General features: G+C 64.3%; 18 protein-coding genes. 9 read left to right on the forward strand and 9 right to left on the reverse strand.

The window, feature by feature from the left end:
* Positions 1 to 5: 5 nt before the first annotated feature.
* From E4P32_RS22980 to E4P32_RS22990, 3 genes are all read right to left on the reverse strand, one after another.
* A complete protein-coding gene (locus E4P32_RS22980; protein ID WP_116436226.1) occupies positions 6 to 653 on the reverse strand; it encodes a response regulator transcription factor in 648 nt (215 codons plus the stop codon).
* 22 nt (positions 654 to 675) lie between these two features.
* Positions 676 to 1737 carry an ATP-binding protein gene (locus E4P32_RS22985; RefSeq protein WP_116436227.1) on the reverse strand — a complete coding sequence of 354 codons (1062 nt, stop codon included), beginning with the start codon at positions 1735 to 1737 and terminating at the stop codon, positions 676 to 678.
* Positions 1738 to 2070: 333 nt separating this feature from the next.
* Positions 2071 to 2352: a DUF4148 domain-containing protein gene (locus E4P32_RS22990; protein WP_116436228.1), complete on the reverse strand. Its 282-nt coding sequence runs from the start codon at positions 2350 to 2352 to the stop codon at positions 2071 to 2073.
* A gap of 396 nt (positions 2353 to 2748) precedes the next feature.
* Between E4P32_RS22990 and E4P32_RS22995 the strand changes: the two genes are divergently transcribed.
* Together E4P32_RS22995 and E4P32_RS23000 are read left to right on the forward strand one after the other, a co-directional pair.
* Positions 2749 to 3417: a hypothetical protein gene (locus E4P32_RS22995; protein WP_233526753.1), complete on the forward strand. Its 669-nt coding sequence runs from the start codon at positions 2749 to 2751 to the stop codon at positions 3415 to 3417.
* A gap of 5 nt (positions 3418 to 3422) precedes the next feature.
* Positions 3423 to 4472, forward strand: coding sequence for a DUF4105 domain-containing protein (locus E4P32_RS23000; RefSeq protein WP_116436229.1), 1050 nt, complete (start codon positions 3423 to 3425; stop codon positions 4470 to 4472).
* Here E4P32_RS23000 and E4P32_RS23005 read toward each other — a convergent pair whose 3' ends face one another.
* Complete coding sequence (locus E4P32_RS23005; RefSeq protein WP_199525686.1) at positions 4473 to 5447, reverse strand: LysR family transcriptional regulator; 975 nt, start codon at positions 5445 to 5447, stop codon at positions 4473 to 4475. It lies immediately after the preceding gene.
* Positions 5448 to 5545: 98 nt separating this feature from the next.
* Here E4P32_RS23005 and E4P32_RS23010 point away from each other — a divergent pair, with 98 nt between their 5' ends.
* The 4 genes from E4P32_RS23010 to E4P32_RS23025 all read left to right on the forward strand — a co-directional run bounded on the left by E4P32_RS23010 (position 5546) and on the right by E4P32_RS23025 (position 11965).
* Entirely contained in the window at positions 5546 to 6790 is a 1245-nt protein-coding gene (locus E4P32_RS23010) for an MFS transporter (protein WP_116436230.1), read from the forward strand.
* Positions 6791 to 6964: 174 nt separating this feature from the next.
* Entirely contained in the window at positions 6965 to 7612 is a 648-nt protein-coding gene (gene ribA, locus E4P32_RS23015) for a GTP cyclohydrolase II (RefSeq protein WP_116436231.1), read from the forward strand.
* Positions 7613 to 7624: 12 nt separating this feature from the next.
* A complete protein-coding gene (locus tag E4P32_RS23020; RefSeq protein WP_116436232.1) occupies positions 7625 to 8809 on the forward strand; it encodes a GTP-binding protein in 1185 nt (394 codons plus the stop codon).
* 297 nt (positions 8810 to 9106) lie between these two features.
* Positions 9107 to 11965 carry an EAL domain-containing protein gene (locus E4P32_RS23025; protein ID WP_116436233.1) on the forward strand — a complete coding sequence of 953 codons (2859 nt, stop codon included), beginning with the start codon at positions 9107 to 9109 and terminating at the stop codon, positions 11963 to 11965.
* 25 nt (positions 11966 to 11990) lie between these two features.
* Here E4P32_RS23025 and E4P32_RS23030 read toward each other — a convergent pair whose 3' ends face one another.
* From E4P32_RS23030 to E4P32_RS23045, 4 genes are all read right to left on the reverse strand, one after another.
* Positions 11991 to 12800, reverse strand: a complete 810-nt coding sequence (locus tag E4P32_RS23030) for a metallophosphoesterase (RefSeq protein WP_116436234.1) — start codon at positions 12798 to 12800, stop codon at positions 11991 to 11993.
* A 13-nt stretch (positions 12801 to 12813) separates the two neighbouring features.
* The gene (locus E4P32_RS23035; protein WP_116436235.1) at positions 12814 to 13746 is read right to left on the reverse strand and encodes an AEC family transporter; all 933 of its coding nucleotides are present in this window, start codon (positions 13744 to 13746) and stop codon (positions 12814 to 12816) included.
* 124 nt (positions 13747 to 13870) lie between these two features.
* Entirely contained in the window at positions 13871 to 15166 is a 1296-nt protein-coding gene (locus E4P32_RS23040; RefSeq protein WP_233526754.1) for an MFS transporter, read from the reverse strand.
* Between the two features lie 116 nt (positions 15167 to 15282).
* Positions 15283 to 16215, reverse strand: coding sequence for a LysR substrate-binding domain-containing protein (locus E4P32_RS23045; RefSeq protein ID WP_116436237.1), 933 nt, complete (start codon positions 16213 to 16215; stop codon positions 15283 to 15285).
* A gap of 135 nt (positions 16216 to 16350) precedes the next feature.
* On the opposite strand from E4P32_RS23045, the gene mnmC reads away from it, so the two are divergent.
* Positions 16351 to 18120, forward strand: coding sequence for an FAD-dependent 5-carboxymethylaminomethyl-2-thiouridine(34) oxidoreductase MnmC (gene mnmC / locus E4P32_RS23050; protein WP_116436238.1), 1770 nt, complete (start codon positions 16351 to 16353; stop codon positions 18118 to 18120).
* A 35-nt stretch (positions 18121 to 18155) separates the two neighbouring features.
* On the forward strand, positions 18156 to 18782 hold the full coding sequence (locus E4P32_RS23055; RefSeq protein WP_116436239.1) for a pyridoxamine 5'-phosphate oxidase family protein: 627 nt from the start codon (positions 18156 to 18158) through the stop codon (positions 18780 to 18782).
* 94 nt (positions 18783 to 18876) lie between these two features.
* Here E4P32_RS23055 and E4P32_RS23060 read toward each other — a convergent pair whose 3' ends face one another.
* Positions 18877 to 19203 (reverse strand): YXWGXW repeat-containing protein, encoded by a 327-nt coding sequence (locus E4P32_RS23060; protein ID WP_116436240.1) that lies wholly within the window; start codon positions 19201 to 19203, stop codon positions 18877 to 18879.
* A 263-nt stretch (positions 19204 to 19466) separates the two neighbouring features.
* Here E4P32_RS23060 and E4P32_RS23065 point away from each other — a divergent pair, with 263 nt between their 5' ends.
* On the forward strand, positions 19467 to 20675 hold the full coding sequence (locus E4P32_RS23065; protein ID WP_116436241.1) for a low temperature requirement protein A: 1209 nt from the start codon (positions 19467 to 19469) through the stop codon (positions 20673 to 20675).
* The last annotated feature ends 4 nt before the right edge of the window (positions 20676 to 20679 follow it).

Raw genomic sequence — 20679 nt, forward strand, 5'->3', positions numbered from 1 at the left:
GCGGGTCAGGCCGACAACCCCAGCGCCTGCGCCATCCTGACCAGCTCGGCGAAGCTCTTGGCCTGCATCTTCTTCATCGCATTGCCGCGATGGATCTTGACCGTGATTTCGCTGGTGCCGAGCTGGCCGGCGATCTGCTTGTTCATCAGGCCGGAGGCGGCCAGGCCCATGATTTCACGTTCGCGCGCGGTGAGCGTGGCGAAGCGCGCACGCAGCTCGGCGCTGCTCTTGTCTTCAGCCAGGCTGGCGCGGTTGCGTTCAAGCGCATGGTTCACCGCGTCGAGCAGGTCCTGGTCGCGGAAGGGCTTGGACAGAAAGTCGACGGCGCCGGCCTTCATCGCCTTGACGCTCATCGGGATGTCGCCGTGGCCGGTCATGAAGATGATCGGCAGGGCGTTGCCGCTGCGCTGCAATTCCACCTGGAAGTCGAGCCCGCTGACGCCTTGCAGGCGCACGTCGAGCACCAGGCAGGCCGGGCCGGGGTAAGAGTGGGGCTGGCGTTGCAGGAAATCTGCCGCGGAAGAAAAGGTTTCGGCTTGCAGGCCGGAAGAGCGCAGCAAGTTGCTGACCGCCTTGCACATCGATGCATCGTCATCGACCACGAACACCATGGCGCTGTCGGCAAGCTTGTCGGAGGTAGTCACGGCGGTCATGGCGGTCAGGTTAACAATGAAATCAGATGGACGGCAGCGAAAACTGCAGCGCTGCGCCGTGGTCGACGCCGTCGATCACCTTGATGCGGCCGCCGTGCGATTCGATGATCGAGCGGCAGATCGGCAGGCCCATGCCCATGCCTTCGGCCTTGGTCGAGAAGAACGGATCGAACAGCTTGTCGCGGTGCGCCGGCGCGATGCCGTGGCCGCAGTCGAGCACCGTCACGGCGACGCGGTCGTCGCCGATCAGCGAGGTTTCCAGCACCAGTTCGCGCTGAGGCGCGGGGATGTCTTCCATGGCCTGCATGCCGTTCATCATGAGATTGATGATGACTTGCTGCAATTGCACACGATCAGCATGTACCAGCGGCAGACCATGGGTCAGGCGCTGCGTCAGGCGCACGTCGTGGCGTGCAAGTTCGCGCTGCACCAGCGTCGCGCTTTCGGCGACGATGGCGTTGATCGCCAGCGGCGCGTAACTCGGCTCGCTCTTGCGCGACAGCAGCCGCACGCGGCGGATCACTTCGCTGGCGCGGGTGGCGTCTTCCAGCATGCCGACCACCGAGGCGCGCACTTCCTGGAGTTCCGGCTGCGGCCGGTCGATCCAGCGCAGGCAGGCTTCGCCGTTGGCGTTGATGGCGGCCAGTGGTTGATTGACTTCATGGGCGATCGAAGCCGCCAGTTCGCCCAGCATGGTCACGCGCGTGACGTGGGTCAATTGCGCTTGCGCGCGGCTGAGTGCTTCTTCGCGCAGCAACAGGCGGCTGGTGGCGGCCTGGCCCTTGAGCGCGAGGAAAGTCGTGACGGCGATGGCGATGATGCTCACCAGCATGCGCGCGAAGGAACCGCCGACAACGGCGAAGCCGTAGGAAATGACATAGGCCGCCACCGTCAGCAACATGCATCCGGCCATCACCACCAGCGTGCCGCGGCGCGGCCAGGCGGTCACGGCGATCAGCATGACGGCGACGTACAGTACGGCGATAGCGATGTCGAGCGGCGTCAGCGCGTCGACCAGGAAGATCGCCAGCGCGAGCACACCGGCCATCAGCTGCAGCAGCGACATACGTTCCGGTTCCGACATGGAGAAGACTCTCTTGGATTTATTGTTGTCCGCATGCTTGCGGATGCGCCGCTGTCACCGGGGAAAACGCATCCGGAGTCTGCAGGCGGTCATGATTGCGGGCCAGTATAAAGCAAGCAATTCGCCCGCGATAGGCGGCCTAAACCAAAGTATAGGTTGGTGGAATCCGGGTCGATCGGGAGGCGTTTTTGTAGTGCCGGGAAGGAGGGGCGATGCGGCCGGCGCGCGCGGATGTGGATCCGTCACGCGCGCCGCAGCCGCTGGTGTTGCCTTTGCCGGTTTCGCAGCGAGAGCAGCGAAACCGGTATTTCCACTACGGATTACCGAGCGGCATCAGGCGCCGGCGTACGTGGCGTCGTCATGCATGTTGTGGGCGTGCTGCAAATCCTGGCGCACGTCCTGGCGGCTCAGGCGCGACGCTGCCGGCATGGCGGCAGGATAGTTGTCGCCGTCCGCGATCTGGCCTTGCTGCTCGGCCTGGATCAGTTCCTGTTTGACTTCGGCGCGGCTGACGCTGGACACGAATGGCTGGTCGACCGGATAAGGGGCTTCGGCGTAGGCGCCGGCAGCGGTAGTGAGGGCCAGGGCGGCGAAGGCGAGGGATAATTTACGCATGGTGTGTTCTCCAAAAAAGTCAGACGACGACCGCAGTCAGCCATGCAGACTGCATGGCTAGGGAGTAAAGCTGAAGGGGGGCTGCGGTCATCGTGGAACACATTCTGCGCCGCGCTGTCGGACAGAAGCATGACGAACATATGACAATCCGGTCATGCGGGCGTCAGGTTTTTCTCAGCATGTGTTCAGCTTGGGGATGCCGTCCGGAATCATGCGATCCGCCGCAGCCGCCCACGCGGCGTACGGTATCCGCGACACGGCGGTGTACCATGGCTCGATGGTGTCGCAAGCAAAAGTGTCAGCCTCGGAGGGCCGGCATCCAAAAAGGGGGAGTCAATGATGATGGAATTGTTTTATCGGATCAAGCGATCTCATAGTGCTTGTCGAACAGCCCTGATGCTGGCGGCAGTCATCGCCATGTCCTCGGCGCCGCACGCCGCACGCGCCGCCGAACCCAGCTGCGATTGCCAGCAGAGCGTGGGCACGTGCTCGGCCTCAATTGCGGTCAAGCCGGTGGAGGCGACCACCCTCGGTTCGTATGCATCCGAGTTGCGCTTCACCTCTTCCGCACCGGCTTGTTCGAAGGTCAACTATTACGTCGACGGCACGCCCTATTTCAACGTGCTGGTCAACGGCAATACCGGCGCCGATACGATCTGGGGACAGAAGCAGATCAGCCGTACCAACATCACCGAGATCACGTGCCAGGTCTGCAAGCAAGTCGCGATGACACCGGTGCCGGTGGAAAAGAAACCCGAGAACACCGAACTCAAGCCGACCTTGTTTGACGGCCAGTGGGCCGGCGCCGGCAACAATTCCTTCGGCTCGGCGCAGCGCTGGACCTTGAGCTTCGCCACCACCGCAGCCGGCAAGGCCGCCATCACCGGCACCATGGAAGGCAACTTCCCGACGGTGCCGATCAGCGCCAGCGGCACCGTCAGCGGCAGTACGCTGAGCTGGCTCGATCAGCAGACCACGTGCTCGGCCAAGCTGCTGACCGACGTGTCGCTGGCTTTCGAATGCCACGGCCAGGGCTCGGTGCAGATGGTGATGCGGCGGCAGTGAATCGCATGAACGGGCAGGGCGGCCGCGTCCGCACATTTTTCTTTATCGCGCTGTGTGTCTTGCTCAGCGTGCTGACCACATTGGCCGGCGTGTGGGCCGGCTTCGCCCTGTGGTACCAGTTGCAGGCGCCGGCGCAGATCCGCACGGTGGCGGTTGTGGTGCTGGCGTTTGCCGTGCTGGCTGCGCTCAACGGCTTGTGGCGACGCCGCTGGCGGCCGCTGCTCGGGTTTGCCGTGCTGTTCGCGGGCATGCTGGGCTGGTGGAGCACCCTCAAGCCCTCGCATGACCGCGTCTGGGCCGATGATGTCGCGCGCCTTTTGCATATCGACATCGACGGCAACCACGCGCGCCTGACCAACGTGCGCAACTTCGACTGGCGCAGCGAGACCGATTACACCGTGCGCTGGGAAACCCGCGATTACGATCTCGATCACCTGGTCACGGCCGACCTGGTGCTGTCGTACTGGATGGGACCGGCGATTGCGCACATGCTGGTGTCATTCGGTTTCGACGACGGCCGCTATCTGACGTTTTCGGTGGAGATCCGCAAGGAAAAGGGCGAGAGTTTTTCGGCGCTGGGCGGTTTCTTCCGCAAGTTCGAAACCGTGCTGGTGGCCAGCGACGAGCGTGACATCGTGCGCGTGCGCAGCAATGTGCGCGGGGAAGACGTGTATTTCTATCGCTTGCAGGTGGAACCGGCCACCTTGCGCAAGCTGTTCGTCGGCTATGCCGGCGAAGCCGCCAAACTCGAACGCGAACCGGCCTTCTACAACACCCTGACCAGCAATTGCACGACCATCGTGTTCGATCTGGCGCGCGCGATCAATCCGCAATTGCCGTTCGACTATCGCCTGCTGGCTTCGGGTTATCTGGCGGAATACGCCCATGACGTCGGCGGCCTGACACCGGGATTCGACTACGCCACGCTGCAGGCGCGCGGCCGCATTACCGAACGTGCGCTGGCGGCGGGGAACGATGCGCGGTTTTCGGAATTGATTCGCGTCGGCATTCCGGGCATTCCCGGCATTCCTGATACTGCGCCGGCAGCAAAATAATCAGCGTGCCGGCCAGCGCGCCGCGCTACCCACTGCCGCCGGCATGGCCTCGCGCATGGTGTCGACGAAGTAGCGCAGCCGCGCCGGATAAAAGCGCGCATACGGATAGATGATCGACACCGGCAGCGGTGCGGCTTCCCACTCGGGCAACAGCGGCACCAGCCGGCCGTGCTGCATGTGGTCCTCCAGCAGCCAGGCCGAACCGAGGATCAGGCCGACGCCTTCCACCGCCGCGTTGGTCAGCGCGTACAGACTGTCGGAACTGAGGCGCGGCTGGAACGCCACCTCGGCGACTTCGCCGGTGACGGTATTTTTCAGCGTGACGTCGCGCCGGTAAAACTGCGGGATCGCCAGCCACGGCATCGCCGCCAGGTCACGCGGATGGGCCGGCGCCGGATACTGCGCCAGCAAGGCCGGTGCGATCGCCATCATGCGCGGCACCTCGGCCAATCTGATCGCCACCACCGAAGGATCGCTGACTTCGCCGACCTGGATCGCGCAGTCGATGCCGTGCGCGATGAAATCGGCGATGCGGTCGTACAGTAGCCATTCCACCGTGATACCGGGGTGGCGCCGCATGAATTCGGCCAGCGGCGCGATCAACTGCCGTTGCCCGAAGGCGTTCGGCACGACCACGCGCAGCGAACCCTCGGCCTCGACGCCGGCACCACGCACATCGAACTGGAAGGATTCCCAGCCGGCCAGCAGGTCGAGCGCGCGCTCATAGCAACGCTCGCCGTCTTCGGTCAGCTTCATGGCGTGGGTGGAGCGTTGCAACAGCCGTACGCCCAGCGAGCGCTCCAGCAACTGCAGGCGGCGGCTGATGGTCGGTTGCGTGGTGCCGAGCTGGCTGGCAGCGGCCGACAGGCTGCCGGCCTGGACGATGCGCACGAAGGTCTGGATCAGCTCGATGCGGTCGGCGGCGCTGGAAGAGGGAGGAAGGGCGGCGGGAGCCGAAATGGTCGCTTTGCTCATACGTGCAGCGTATAACAATTCTGCGTGGCGTGCCACTACCGCAGCGCAGCAACGGCGCGCAAACTCCACCCCGTCAAACATTAAAAGGGGTAGCCATCATGTCTTCCATTCAGAATACGCATACAAGTCACGGCGCGGCTGTAACACCTGCAGTTCCACCGGCCAATCAATTGCCGGCCTCGCTGATGCTGCTGCTGTCGTCCGGCGCCGGCCTGGCGGTGGCCTCGCTGTATTACTCGCAGCCGATGCTGGGCATCCTCGGCGCCGACATCGGCGCCTCCGACCGCGCCATCGGCATGGTGCCGATGCTGACCCAGCTCGGGTACGCGCTCGGCATCCTGCTGCTGGCGCCGCTGGGCGACCGCTACGATCGCCGCCGCATCATCCTGATCAAGGCCGCCGTGCTGACCGGCGCCTTGCTGCTGGCAGGCGCCTCGTCGGGCATCGCGGTGCTGCTGGTCGCCAGTCTGGCAATCGGCTTATCGGCGACGCTGGCGCAGGACATCGTCCCGGCCGCCGCCACGCTGGCTTCCGAGCAGAACCGCGGCAAGGTGGTCGGCACCGTGATGACGGGTTTGCTGCTGGGCATCTTGCTGTCACGCGTGCTGAGCGGCTTTGTCGCCGAGCATTTCGGCTGGCGCAGCATGTTCGTGGCCGCCTCGGTCAGCATCGCCCTGATCGGCGTCGCCGCATGGCGCGGCCTGCCGCGCTTCAAGGCAACCACGCATCTGTCCTACGGTGCCTTGCTGGGTTCGCTGGGCAAGCTGGTGCAAAAGCATCCGGCGCTGCGCCGCGCTGCATTGGCCCAGGGTTTGCTGTCGGTCGGTTTCAGCGCGTTCTGGTCGACGCTGGCAGTGATGCTGCATGCCGCGCCATTCCATCTGGGCAGCGCCGCCGCCGGCGCCTTCGGCCTGGCAGGGGCGGCCGGTGCGCTGGCCGCGCCGCTGGCTGGCCGCATCTCGGACAAGAAAGGTCCGGAGCTGGTGACCCGCCTTGGCATCGGCCTGGCGATCCTGTCCTTCGTGGCGATGGCGTTCGGACCGGCCTTCTCGACCAGCGGTCAGCTGTGGTTGCTGGCGTTGGCGGCGATCGGCTTTGACCTTGGCGTGCAGGCCACACTGGTGGCGCACCAGACCATCGTCTACAGCATCGAACCGGGCGCCCGCAGCCGTCTCAATGCCGTGTTGTTCGTCGGCATGTTCGTCGGCATGGCCGCCGGTGCGGCGCTGGGCAGCCTGCTGCTGGCGCAATGGGGCTGGATCGGCGTGGTCGGTCTGGCAACGGTGGCATCGCTGGGCGCCTTGCTGGTGCGCTTGCTGCCGGGCAAGAATCGCGATCGTTGAGCGATTCGATACAGTGGTGAAGCAAGCGCGGCCTTCGGGCCGCGCTTGTGTTTACAACAAAAAACGCCCGTCCGGGCTTGAAGAACCGCGGGCCCAGCCTGAAATAATCGGAGCCCCGTTGTAAGATAGGCGGTTGCGCCAAGTTACGGCGCCAGGCAATTACATAGGTTCATCATGTCGTCACCAGAAAACATCGAAACAGACGTCGTCATTCCGGAAGAAAACCTGGAATTCGTCAGCTCCTGCGCATTACCGATGCCGTGGGCCACTTTCCAACTGCACGCCTTCGTCGATCACGTTTCCGGCAAGGAACACCTGGCCCTGGTGCTGGGCGACGTCGGCAACGGCGAGCCGGTGCTGGCGCGTGTGCATTCCGAATGCCTGACCGGCGACGCCTTGTTCAGCCAACGCTGCGATTGCGGCGCGCAACTCGAAGCCGCCCTGCGCCGCATCGCCAGGGAAAAACGCGGCGTGGTGTTTTACCTGCGCCAGGAAGGCCGCGGTATCGGCCTGCTCAACAAGGTGCGCGCCTACCATCTGCAGGACGGCGGCGCCGACACGGTCGAGGCCAACCTGCAACTGGGCTTCCCGGCCGACATGCGGCGCTACACCATGGTGGTGCCGATGGCCGAACATCTCGGCGTCAAAGGCCTGCGCCTGATGACCAACAATCCGCGCAAGGTCAACGCCCTGGTGGAAAACGGCATCGAAGTGCTGGAGCGCGTGCCGCTGGTGGAAAACCGCAATCCGTTCAACATCCGCTACCTGCGCACCAAGGCCACCAAGCTCGGCCATCTGCTGCCGTCGCACGATAATGATTGAAGCGGGCCAGCCATGACACAAGACATACAAGACACACACGCCACACACGCCACACAAGACATCCCCGCACTGATCCCGATCTCGCTGCTGACCGGTTTCCTCGGCAGCGGCAAGACCACGCTGCTGAACTACCTCGTGGCCCAGCCCGAGTTGAAGGACACGCTGGTCATCATCAACGAGTTCGGCGAAATCGGCCTCGACCATTTGCTGGTCGCGCACAGCCAGGATGAAGTCGTGGTCGAGATGAGCAGCGGCTGCCTGTGCTGCACCATCCGCGGCGACCTCAAGAAAACCCTCAAGGACATCACCTGGCGTTTTGCCGAAGGCGGCAAGCGCAAGTTCAACCGCGTCATCATCGAGACCACCGGACTGGCCTCGCCGATCCCGATCCTGCACACGTTGATGACCGACAATTTCATTGCGTCGAAATACCGGCTCGATGGCGTCATCACTACCGTCGATGCAGTCAACGGCAACGCCACGCTGGACAACCACATCGAAGCGGTGCAACAGGCTGCCGTCGCCGACCGCTTGCTGCTGACCAAGAGCGATTTGGCCAATGCAGCCACGTTGCAAGATCTGCAGGCGCGCCTGAAGCAGATCAATCCGGGCGCGCAACAAATCCTGTCGCAGCAAGGCCGGGTGGCGCCGCAACAATTGCTCGACGCCGGCCTGTTCCGCGCAGCCGACAAGACGCCCGACGTCGAACGCTGGCTCAGCGAAGAAGCATATGAACCGCCGCATGCGCACGACCACGATCATGCGCACGGCCATCATCACCATGGTCACGATCATGGTCACAAGCATGGCCATGAAGACCACGGCCACGACATCAACCGCCACGACGATCACATCCGTGCTTTCTGCTTCAGCTTCGACCAGCCGATCGAGCCGCATCTCTTCGATGAATGGCTGAGCCTGCTGGTCGGTTTCAAGGGCCAGAACATCCTGCGTATCAAGGGCATCATCAATCTTGCCGGTGAAGACAAGCCGACCGTGATCCACGGCGTGCAGCACATCTTCCACCCGACCGTGACGCTGCCGGCCTGGCCGTCGGAAGATCGCCGCACGCGCATCGTGTTCATCACCAAGGACATCGAGCGCGCCACCATCGAACGTTCCTTCACGGCATTCATGCAGGCCCAGGCGATTGAGCAAGAGCAACGTCAGGCGCCGGGCAAGGACGCTGCGTGGTAAAAATGCCGCAGTTGCAGCATCGCGCCTGTCAGTAAACTTTCCTGCAGGACACAACGACGCGCCGCATTTTGTGGCGCGTTTTGCATTGCGGCGCGCCCTGTTCTGGTGAGGTGCTGCGCCGGGCCACAGTTTTCTCTGTAGGACAGCCCTGCGCAGTTTTAGTGAAGCCTGCCGGCGCTCGCGACCAGCAACACTTTCCCCCAATAAAGTTGGAAAAAAATTAATCAATAATGCGTCTGCGCGCAGGGTGGCGCGTTTATGATGGCCTCATACCGGTCACGAAAATGTCACCCCCGCATGTACAAAGCGATCAAACGCGTAGGAGCCTCGATCTCGGTGTCGCTGACGCTGATCATCGGCTTTGGCGCGACCGCTTTGCTGTTCCTCGCGACGTGCAAGCTGGAAGATGACGCCTTCAATCTCGACTTCGAACGGCGCGCGCTGCTGCGCGTGACCACGCTGCAGCGCGGACTGGAAGAAGCGGTGCAGGTGCTGACCGTCATCAACCGCCTGTTCGCTACCGTCGACAATCCCACCCGCGAGCAATTCCAGACTTTCACCGCGCCGTTGATCGAGAAGTACTCGCACGTGCAGGCCTTCAGTTTCCAGCGCTTCGTCACACGCGGCGAACGCGCCGGTTTCGAGAACGCCATGCAGGCGCGCTATCCCGGGTTCGGCATCAGCGCGCTGGTGGAAGGCAAGACTGTGCCTTCGCCGATCCGCGAGCGCTACCTGGTGGTCGACTATCTTGAACCGCTGCAAGGCAACCGTCCCGCGCTCGGCCTTGACATGTCGGCCAACGCCACCGTCATGCAGGCGCTGCAGCAAGCCATCGACAGCGGCAAGCCGGTGTCGACCGGCGCGTTTCGCCTGGCCCAGGCGTCCACCAATGAACGTGGCCTGCTGGTGCTGATGCCGGTGTACCGCGCCGGCATGCCGCTCGACACCCTGGCGCAGCGCCAGGCGGCGGTGATCGGCGACACCACGGCGGTGTTCCATGCACGCGTGTTGCTGCAACGGATCTTCAGCGCGGTCGGCCCGCTGCGGCGCGAAGACGTCGACGTCAGCGTGTTCATCGGCGAGCATGCCGATCCGGTCGACCTGGTCTATCGCAGCGACAGCAGCGCCGCCAAAACACTGCTGCCGTCGTGGCTCGGTTATCGCAAGCCGGTGCGCATCCGCCGTACCTTCAACATCGCCGGCCAGCCCTGGCATCTGGAAGCCAAGTCGGCGCCGATTCCGCTGACCGCCAATCATTCCAACTCGCTGCTGATCCTCGGCGCCGGCACCTTGCTCACGCTGCTGGCGGCGGCCTATCTGTACACGCTGTCGATGCGCTCGCGGCGCATCCAGCGCACCGTCGACGAACGCACTGCCGAGCTGCGCCTGACCAACGTGCTGCTCAAAGAAGACATCCAGGCGCGTCAGCAGGCCGAGCAAGCCCTGCAGCTGCGCCAGCGCGCCATCGAAGCGAGCGCCAACGCCATCATCATCATGCAGGCGACGGCGCCGGATTACCCGATCGAATACGTCAATCCGGCGTTCGAGCGCATCACCGGCTACAGCGCCGGCGAAGTGATCGGGCACAGCATCCGCATGCTGGAAAGCGACAACGCCGATGGACATGCCCACGGTTTCGAGGAAATCTGGAGCGCCATGCGCGAGCAGCGCGAAGGCAACGTCGTGCTGCGCAACCACAACAAGAGCGGCGCCGAGGTGTGGAACGATCTGTACATCGCGCCGGTGAAGAGCGAGCAGGGCACGGTCACGCATTTTGTCGCGGCGCTGTACGACATCACCTCGATGAAGCGCTATGAAGCGGAACTGGAATTCCAGGCCAATCGTGACGTGCTGACCGGGCTGGTCAATCGCAACATGCTGCGCAAGGTGCTGGAAGAAGCGATGGCCTACGCCGAGCGCTACCAGCGTTCGCTATGGGTGGTGTTCGTCGACCTCGACCGCTTCAAGTTCGTCAACGACACACTCGGCCACAAGGCCGGCGACCTGCTGCTGAAAACCATCGCCGGCCGCCTGCGTGCCGCGGTGCGCGACACCGACACGATTGCACGGCTGGGCAGCGACGAGTTCGTCATCGTCATGTCCGAATACACCGGCATCGGCCTCGACACGCGCCACCTGCATCGCATCCAGGAGGCCGTGGCGGCGCCGATGACGATCGAGGGCCATACCTTCTTCCCGACCTGCAGCATCGGCGTGGCGGCCTATCCCGATGACGGCCGCGAAGCCGAAGTGCTGGTCAAGCACGCCGACATCGCCATGTACCGCGCCAAGCAAAGCGGCCGCGACAACTATCAGTTCTACACGCCGGCCATGAACGCGCAGGCGCTGGAACGCTTGCGCATCGAAGGCGATCTGCGCATCGCGCTGGAGCGCAATGAATTCCTGTTGCATTACCAGCCCAAGATCAATCTGCGCAGCGGCCGCATCGTCGGCATGGAAGCGCTGATTCGCTGGAATCATCCGGAGCTGGGCATGGTGTCGCCGGCGCGCTTCATCAGCCTGGCCGAAGAGACCGGCCTGATCCTGCCGATCGGTTCATGGGTGATCCGCACCGCGTGCGCACAGGCGCGCGCCTGGCAGGAAGCCGGGCTGGGAAATCTGCGCGTCTCGGTCAATTTGTCGGTGCGCCAGTTCGTGCAGAAAGACCTGGTCTCGTCGATCGCCAAGGTGCTGCAGGAGACCGGGCTGGCCGCCGACTTCCTCGAACTGGAGTTAACCGAAAGCCTGGTGATGACCGACGTCGAGCACGCCATCGGCATCCTGCGCGAACTCAAGGACCTCGGCGTGCATCTGTCGATCGACGACTTCGGCACCGGCTATTCAAGCCTGTCTTACCTGAAGAAATTCCCGATCGACGTGCTCAAGATCGACAAGTCCTTCGTGCGCGACATCACGCTCGACGCCGACGATGCGGCAATCACGGTGTCCATCATTTCGCTGGCGCACAGCCTCAAGCTGCACGTGATCGCCGAAGGCGTGGAGACCGAGGAGCAGTTGTCCTACCTGCGCCAGCACGGCTGCGATGAAATGCAGGGTTATCTTTTCAGCCCGCCGGTGCCGGCCGAGCGTTTCGCCGAACTGCTGCAGGAAAAAAACGACACGCTCGTCACTACGCTGGAGTTCAGCGCGCGCTGAGTCCGGCCATCCGCTTTTTCCTCGCCTAGATCTCGACCACCAGTCGCGGATTGAAGGCGGGATTCTCCCACTCAATATCTTCCAGCGTTGCCGCCTGCTTCAGGTTGAGCGCATAGCCGCGTGGATTGGTCACGACGCGGCAGCCCGCCACCGTGTAATCGAAACTGTCATGCACATGGCCGTGCACCCACAGGTCCGCCTGCGCCAGCAAGGGCGTGAGGTCGCTGATGAAGCCGGGGTTCAGCGGCGAGCCGGCGAAGCGTTCATGGATGGATTGCGGATGCGGACCGTGGTGCGTGATCACCACGGTCTTGCCGTCGAAGGGCTGCGCCAGTTGCTGCTCCAGCCAGGCGCGCGAAGCTCGATGCAATTGCAGCGCATCCTGCGGCGTGAACAGTGCGCCGCCCGGCATGGTGATCACGCGATGGTCGAACAGGATGTTGCCGGCCTGTTCCATCGCCGCGTCCAGCGTCAGCGATGGCGTTCCTTCTTGTTGCAGCGCGTAGTCGGTCCACAGGCAGCAGCCGAGGAAGCGTACGCCGCTTTCGATCACAATCGAATTCTCCAGATGCCGCACGCGCTCGCCCGAGGCCTGGGCGCTGCGGCCGATGTCATCGACCACTTGCGGATACTGTGCGTCATAGGCCTCGTGGTTGCCATGCACGTACAGCACCGGCACCGGCCAGTCGGCAAAGGCGGCGATCGCTGCGTCACCGTTGTGGATGTCGCCGGCGATAATGAGCAGGTCGGCATCGGTCGGCTCGATCGCGCGGTAGCCGGGGAAGGACCGCGTCATGCGTTCAAGATGCAGGTCGGAGGCGATCTGGATTTTCATGCGGATGGTTTCCTTAGTGCGCGATCCACGCCAGGATCAGCGAGATCGTGACCAGCGACGTCGTGGTGGAAATCAGGATGGCGCGCGACATCAATGCCGCTTCGCGCCGATACAGTTCAGCCAGCATGAACGGGCCGGTGCCGATCGGCATGGCCGACAACAGCAGTGCGGTGTCGGCCCACATCTTCGGCAGCGGCAGGATCCAGTAGGCGAACAGCGCCGTGATGGCCGGATGCAGCAGCAACTTGAAGCCGACCAGCAGGCCCACCGAACCGCTCTGTTTGTTTTCGATCGGCTGCGCCAGGAACAGGCCCAGCGAGACCAGCGCGCAGGGACTGGCGGCGGCGCCGAGCAGCTTGAACAATTGCTGTACGCCGGTCGGCAACACATAACCGCTGGCGGCCACCAGGCTGCCGAGGATCGGTGCGATCAGGATGGGATTGCGGATCAGCGAGTTGCCGGTCTTCAGCAGGCTGCGGCCGATGTGCTTTTCCGCGTGCAGGCAGATTTCCAGCAACACGATGGCGATGGCGAACAGCAGGCAGGCGGTCATCACCATGGCGATCACGGCCGGCGGCATGCCGTCGCGGCCGAAGGCCAGCAGGCACAGCGGGATGCCGATGAAGCCGACGTTGGCGTACGAGGTGCCGAGGCTGTCGATGATGATGTCGCCGGCCGCCGCGCCCTGGCGATACTTGATCCATGCCGTCAGCAGGAACACCACCGCGATGCCGATGGCGAACACCGCGATAAAGCGCAGATTGCTGAAGTCGGCCGGGGTGAGTCGCGCAATCGAATCGAACAGCAGCGCCGGCAAGCCCAGGTAGATGACGAAACGGTTCAGCTCGCTGGCGGCGTTGACGCTGAGGATATTGCGCTTGCGGCACAGGAAGCCGAGGAAGATCAGCGCAAAGATCGGGAAGACGACATTGAAGATGGCGAGCATGAAGTGAACGCAGGGCGGCTGGCTGCATGGATGACGGGTGCGGACGATTTTAAAGGGTTTTGCCGCCCCCGGTTTTTCCACGGCCGCGCAAGCGTTGCATGCGCTGCGTTCTACATGTCTGTTTTCAGCTCAGCGCCGCCGTCAGCATGCCCGGGCTGCTGTCAGCCGGTTTGTCTGTGATGGCGAAATGCAGCAGCGCCGCCAGCACACCGGCCGCCACCGTCGCGCCCCACACCATGGTGTACGAACCGGTCAGGTCGAACATGTAGCCGCCCAGCCAGGCGCCCAGGAAAGAACCGATCTGGTGGCTCAGGAAGCACACGCCGAAGAGCGTGCCGAGATGGCGCGTGCCGAACACTTTCGCCACCAGTCCGCTGGTCAGCGGCACCGTGCCGAGCCAGGTCAGGCCCATCACTGCCGCGAACACCATGACCGAGGCGCTGGTCTTGGGCAACGCCAGGAACGTGGCGATGGCGCCGCTGCGGATCAGGTACAGCCAGCCCAATACATACTGCTGGCGGAAGTGTCCGCCCAGCCAGCCGCAACCCCAGCTGCCGGCCATGTTGAACAGGCCGATCAGCGCCAGCGCGGTTGCGCCCAGACCGAGCGGCATGTGGCACAAGGTCAGGTAGCCGGGCAGGTGGGTGCCGATGAAGGCCAGCTGGAAACCGCAGGTGAAGAAGCCGATGGTCAGCAGGCGATAGCCGCGGTGGCGACCGGCCAGGGCCAGCACTTCTTTCAGCGACGACGTGGCCGGCTCGGCGGCGGTGTGCGCTGCAGACGCAGGTGCAGATGCAGAGGATTTCTTGCGCCCCCGGTCCAGGATCAGTCCGGCCGGCGCGATCGCCAGCGCGATGGCGGCCAGCACGAACAGCGAAACCGAGACGCTTGCGCTTTCCCGCACCGTCTGCGCCAGCGGCACCAGCAACACCTGGCCGAGCGAACCGCCGGCGCTGGCGATGCCCATTGCCATGCTGCGCTGCTGCGGCGTGGCGACGCGGCCGACCGAGGCCAGCACCACACCGAAGCTGGTGCAGCTGATGCCGATGCCGACCAGCAGTCCCAGCCCGATGATCAGCAGCAGGCCGGACGGCGCTACTGCCGCCAGCGCCAGACCGGCGGCGAAAGTGACGGCGCCGAACGCCACCACCGGCGTGGCGCCGTAACGGTCGGCAGCGGCGCCAGCGAAGGGCTGGGCAAAGCCCCACACCAGATTGTGCAAAGCGATGGCGAAGGCGATCACCGTCACCGGCAAGCCGCGGTCATAGGAAAACGGATTGATGTACAGGCCGAAGGTCTGGCGCGTGCCCATGACGACGCTGAGCACCAGTGCGGCGGCGATGACGACCCACAGCGCGGGATTGCCGGCGCGGGAAAGGTGAGCCGAGGTTGGCTCGATTGGCTCGATGGTTGCGGACATGATGGATGTCTCCGTTGCGATCACAGAACCGCACAGTAGCAGCGGCGCAATCCGGCGACAAAGGAAAGGATTTTGACGATGAGTGAGGCTGGCTCACTCATGTCCTGCGCCATCGCTCAGTGAGGCGAATCCGCGTGCACCGACTCCTGCGCTTCGGCCAGCAGCCAGCTCCTGAATCCGGCGACGTCGGCGCGCTCGCCGGCGTCTTCGGTGCTGACCAGCCAGTAGGCGGTTTCGGCGTCGACCAACTCGGTGTGCAGCTCTTCGCTCAGTTCGACCAGCACGCCGCTGGCGAGATCGCGATCGACCAGCGGACGTCGCCCTAGCGCCACGCCGAGACCGCCGATGGCCGCTTCGAAGGCCAACTGGATGGTGTCGAGATGCAAGCCGCGACGCGCATCGACGCCGCCGGTGCCGGTAGGTGTGTCGGTCCGTGCGAGCCAGGTCTGCCAGTCTTCGCTGGCCTGGGTGACATGGATCAGGGTGGCGCGGCGCAGGTCGACCTTGCCGTCGCGTCCGCGCAGGCTGTCGCGACAAGCCGGACTGCAGACCGGCGCCAGTTGCTCGCCGAACAGTTTGCGCCAGGACGGATCGGCGACCGGCGCGCGGCTCATGCGGATGGCGAAATCGAAGCCGTCGGTCGGCAGATTGACCTGGCGCGGCGAGGTGTCGACGGTGACGTTGGTGTCCGGCCACAGCGTGCGGAAATCCTGCAGGCGCGGCAGCAGCCAGCGCGACGCCAGCGTCGGCGCACAGCTCACCGAGATGCTGCGGCCGTGGCGGTCGGGCAGGCGTTGGGTGCCGGTGGCGATCAGCTCGAAGGCCTTGGAGATGTAGCGCAGATAGTCGGCGCCGGCCGGGGTCAGCGTCAGGCGGCGCGGCGCACGGATGAATAATTCCACGCCCAGGGTTTGTTCGAGGCTGACGATGCCGTGGCTGACGGCGCTGGGAGTGACGTTGAGTTCGGCAGCGGCGAGCTTGAAACTCTGGTGGCGGCCGGCGGCTTCAAAGAAGCGCAGGGAAGAAAGCGGTGGCAGGCGAAGCGGCATGACAGGTGTCCCCAACGGCGGTCTGGCGGAGGCGAAGGTGATAGACCCGGCCGGCGCCTGCCGCAACGTGATGGAGGGACAGCGTATCATATTGCTGCTGCGGCCGATGGCCGCTCCCGAACCGTGAATGCCTGCATGACTCCAGTCGCTTTTCCTTCCGCCGGTTTTACCGATGACGCTTTGCGTGGGCATTGGCGCGAGCATGCGATTTATACAATTTTGCAGACCGGTTACAGCAATGCTTTCCTGCAAGCCTGGGCGGCATTGCGCGAGCAGGCCGGCGATATCGATACGCCGCAGCACCTGCATTACTTGCTGATCGATACTGCACCGCCGACGGCGCAGCAATTGCGTGCGATGGCGCCGACCGATGCGCTTGCCAGTGAGCTTGCCAACGCCTGGCCGCCGTTGACGCCCGGCTATCATCGTTTGTTGCTGGAGCAGGGCCGCGTCGTGCTGACGCTGATTATCGGTGACATCGCCGCGAGCCTGGCGCAGGTCGATGCGCGGGTCGATCTGTTCCTGTTGCATGACGATGCCATTTGGAATGCGCAGCAGTTGAAACGACTGGCGCGGCTGGCGGCGCCGCGCGCGCAATTGCGCGTGGGTGCATGGCATGCGACGTCCATCGAGTTGGCAGCCGCAGGTTTCACGGCAGATGAAGACGACAAGCTGACCGCGCATTTCACGCCGCGCTGGACGGTCACCGAACGCGCCGTTCCGCAAGACCGCCGCGCGCTCGTGATCGGCGCCGGCCTGGCCGGCAGCGCCGCCTGCGAAGCGCTCGCCGCACGCGGCTGGCAGGTGACGCTGATCGAGCGGCATGCGCACGCTGCGCAGGAGGCCTCCGGCAATCTGGCCGGTGTTGTCATGCCGGCGATTTCACGTGACGACAATCCGACCGCGCGCCTGACGCGAGCAGCCTTCCTGTTTGCGCAGCAAGCATGGGCGCGCGCCGGTGTTTTTGATGGTGAGCAAAACAACGGCAACGCCTGCGGCGTGCTGCAAGTGGCGCGCGACGCCGAGCAGGCCGACGCATTCGAGCAGGCCGCACAGCATTGGAATTATCCGCATGACTATGCGCAGTGGTGGTCGGTGCAAGAGGCGAGCGCGCGATTGGGCATGCCGACCGGCAGCGGCTGGTTCTTTCCGCGCGGCGGCTGGCTGCGTCCGGTGGCGGTGTGCGAAGCCATGCTGCGTGCTTGCGGCGAGCGCCTGCAACGTCGCTTCGCCAGCGAAGTTAACACCTTGCTCCGCGTCGATGGACTCTGGCAGGCACTCGACGCCGCCGGCGAAATCATTGCCGCAGCACCGGTCGTCATCCTCGCCAACGGCATGCAGTCGACTGGACTGGCGCAGGCGGCTGCGTTGCCGCTGCAGACGATACGCGGACAGGTCAGTCACTTGCCGGCAGGGTCGTTGCCGGATCTGCCGTTCGTGCTGTGCGGCGACGGTTACCTGACCGGCGCAGTCAATGGGTTGATCAGCGTCGGTGCAAGTTACGATCGCGATGACCGCGACACGGCCTTGCGCGCCGACAGCCACGCCGGCAATCTCGACAAGCTGCTGCAATTGCTGCCGGGCGTGTCGCCCGCTATCGATTCCGATACGTTGCCGGGACGCGTCGGTTTCCGCTGCGTCTCGGCCGACCGGCTGCCGCTGGTCGGCGCCTTGCCCGATCAGGCGGCGCTAGCCGCGGGCGGAGAAGTCCAGCTGCGCGATGCACCGCGCTGGCCGCAGCTGTACGGCTTGCTGGCCTACGCCTCGCGCGGACTGATCTGGGCGCCGCTGGCGGCGGAGATCGTGGCATGCGCGCTGGAGGACGAACCGGCGCCGCTCGGCAAGGACTTGCTGGCCTTGCTGGATCCGGCGCGATTTGCGCTCAGGGCGCACAGGAAGAATTAAGTACGGGAAGAACCAAACTCAGGGAGAACCGCATCATGTTGGCAGACGCGCAATTCGACATCACTTCCGTGGCCGCGCTGGAAGCGCTGTTCGGCCAGCCGGCCCAGGCTTCGCTGGCCAAGGAGCTGGATCACATCGACGAGCACTACCGCCGCTGGATCGCAGCTTCGCCGTTCCTGGCGCTGGCGACGGTGGGCGAGGCCGGTCTCGATTGTTCGCCGCGCGGTGATCCGCGCGGTTTCGTCGACGTCGTCGATGCGCATACCGTGGTGATTCCGGACCGGCGCGGCAACAACCGTATCGACAGCCTGCGCAACCTGGTGGCCGATCCGCGCGTGGCGCTGCTGTTCCTGATCCCGGGCCAGGGCGAGACGCTGCGCATCAACGGCCGCGCCCGCATCAGCAGCGATCCGGCCCTGCTGGCGCGCTATGCGGTGGACGGTAAATCGCCGCGCGTGGCGCTGGTGGTGACGGTGGAAACCGTGTTCTTCCAATGCTCGCGGGCGGTGGCGCGCGCCGGTTTGTGGGATGCATCGCGTCACGTCGAAAAGGGCAGCCTGCCGACGCCGGGGCAAATTCTCGAACAGGCCAGCAAGACCGCCATCGACGGCGCCGCTTATGACAGTGCGCTTCCGGAGCGGGTGCGCACGACCTTGTATTAATCGTCTGAAATTGATCTTCTGAATACGTCCTGCAAAATAAAAAAAGGCCTGCTGTAGAAGCAGGCCTTCTTCTTTCTTCATGGGCGATGCCGACTTAACGGCCCCAGCCGCCGCGGTTGAAGCGCCAGCCGTCCGGTTCCTGATGCCAGCCGGGCGGTGCGTAATGGCGACCGCGACGTACGCGTTCCCAATGACCGCCGACCCAGACGTGGCGATGACCGTTCCAGGCCCAGTAGCCCGGCGCCCAGACGTAGCCGCCGCGTGGGGGCGGCATGCGTTCATAACGCGGCGGCGGTGGCGGCGTGCCGATGCGGATGTCGACCGAGGTACGCGATTGTGCTTGTGCGACCGGCGCCACCAGGACCGATGAGGCTGCGCCGGCGGCGATGACGACGGCGAGGATGATGTTCTTGTAACGCATGATGTGCTCCCTTGTGAGGCGACGGTATGAACGCATGTCGCGGTGACTTCAATGTAGATCAGGCGGCACGCGACAACTGTAATTTTGTGTTTCGCCGCAGGCGCGAAACCACGAAATGGAAACGCCTCGAAACAAATTCATCGTCAGTGGTCTGTCAGATATAAGCAACTGTCGGAGGTCGTTACGGCGTTTCGGAGGCCGTGCGCCTTGTCCATAGCCGAGTGCGTGTGCGACGATAGATGCATCTGATCCAGGGAGGGAACATGAACAAGTCATCGGCAAAAAAGCCGCTCACCGGCCTGCTGCGCGTACGCGACGGACATGAGGCGCGCGTCTCCTTCGTGGAGTTGTTCTTCGACCTGATCTACGTCTTCGCGGTGACCCAGCTGTCGCACCGGCTGCTGGAAAACCTCACCGTCGCCGGCGCCGTCGAAACGCTGGTGCTGTGGTTCGCGGTCTGGCTGGCGTGGCAATACACCTCCTGGGTCACCAACTGGTTCGATCCGGAGACGCTGCAGATCCGCGTGCTCTTGTTCGCCATCATGCTGGTCGGCCTGCTGATGGCGGCGGCGATTCCCGAAGCCTTCGCCGGGCGCGGCCTGGTGTTCGCCATCGCCTATGCCGCGATCCAGGTCGGGCGCACGCTGTTCGTGCTGTGCTGCCTCGGTAAGGACCACGCGCTGACGCCCAACTTCCGCCGCATGTTCGGCTGGCTGTTCATCTCGGCGGTGTTCTGGATCGCCGGCGGCCTGTCGCAGGAACACCGGCTGGCGCTGTGGATCGTCGCCGTCGCCTGTGAATATTTCTCGCCGATGATCGGCTTTGCGCTGCCCGGGCTGGGACGTTCGGACACGCGTGAATGGACCATCGAAGGCGGCCACCTGGCCGAGCGCTGCCAGCTGTTCGTCATCGTCGCGCTGGGCGAAGCGCTGCTGGTGACCGGCGCCACCGTGGCCCACGCGACGCAATGGGAAGCGCCGGTGATGGTGGCGTTCGCGGTGACCTTCGCCAGTGCGCTGGCGATGTGGTGGCTGTACTTCGACACCAGCAGCAAGGACGGCAGCGACGCCATCGTGCATTCCAGCGATCCGGGCCGCATCGGCGCGTACTTCCATTATGTCCACGTGATCATCGTGGCCGGCGTGATCGTCTCGGCGGTCGGCGCCGAACTGGTGATCGCCCATCCCGACCAGCGCATCGCACCGACCTCACTGCTGGTGCTGGTCGCCGGACCGGCCTTGTACCTGTTGGGCAACGCGGTCTACAAGAAGGTGGTGTACCGCCGCCTGCCGCTGTCGCATCTGGCCGGGCTGGTGCTGCTGGCCTTGCTGGCGGCGTTCGGCTACGTCACCGACCTGCTGATGGTAGGCGGTCTCGCGGCGGCGATCCTGATCCTGACCGCCGCCTGGGAAAGTTGCTCGCGTCGCAAGACGGCGCCGGCGTATCAGGACGAGCACGCCTCGCAGTGGTGATCTG

Source organism: Herbaspirillum sp. 3R11 (assembly GCF_004563925.1).
In the GTDB taxonomy this organism is placed as follows: Bacteria; Pseudomonadota; Gammaproteobacteria; order Burkholderiales; family Burkholderiaceae_D; genus Herbaspirillum.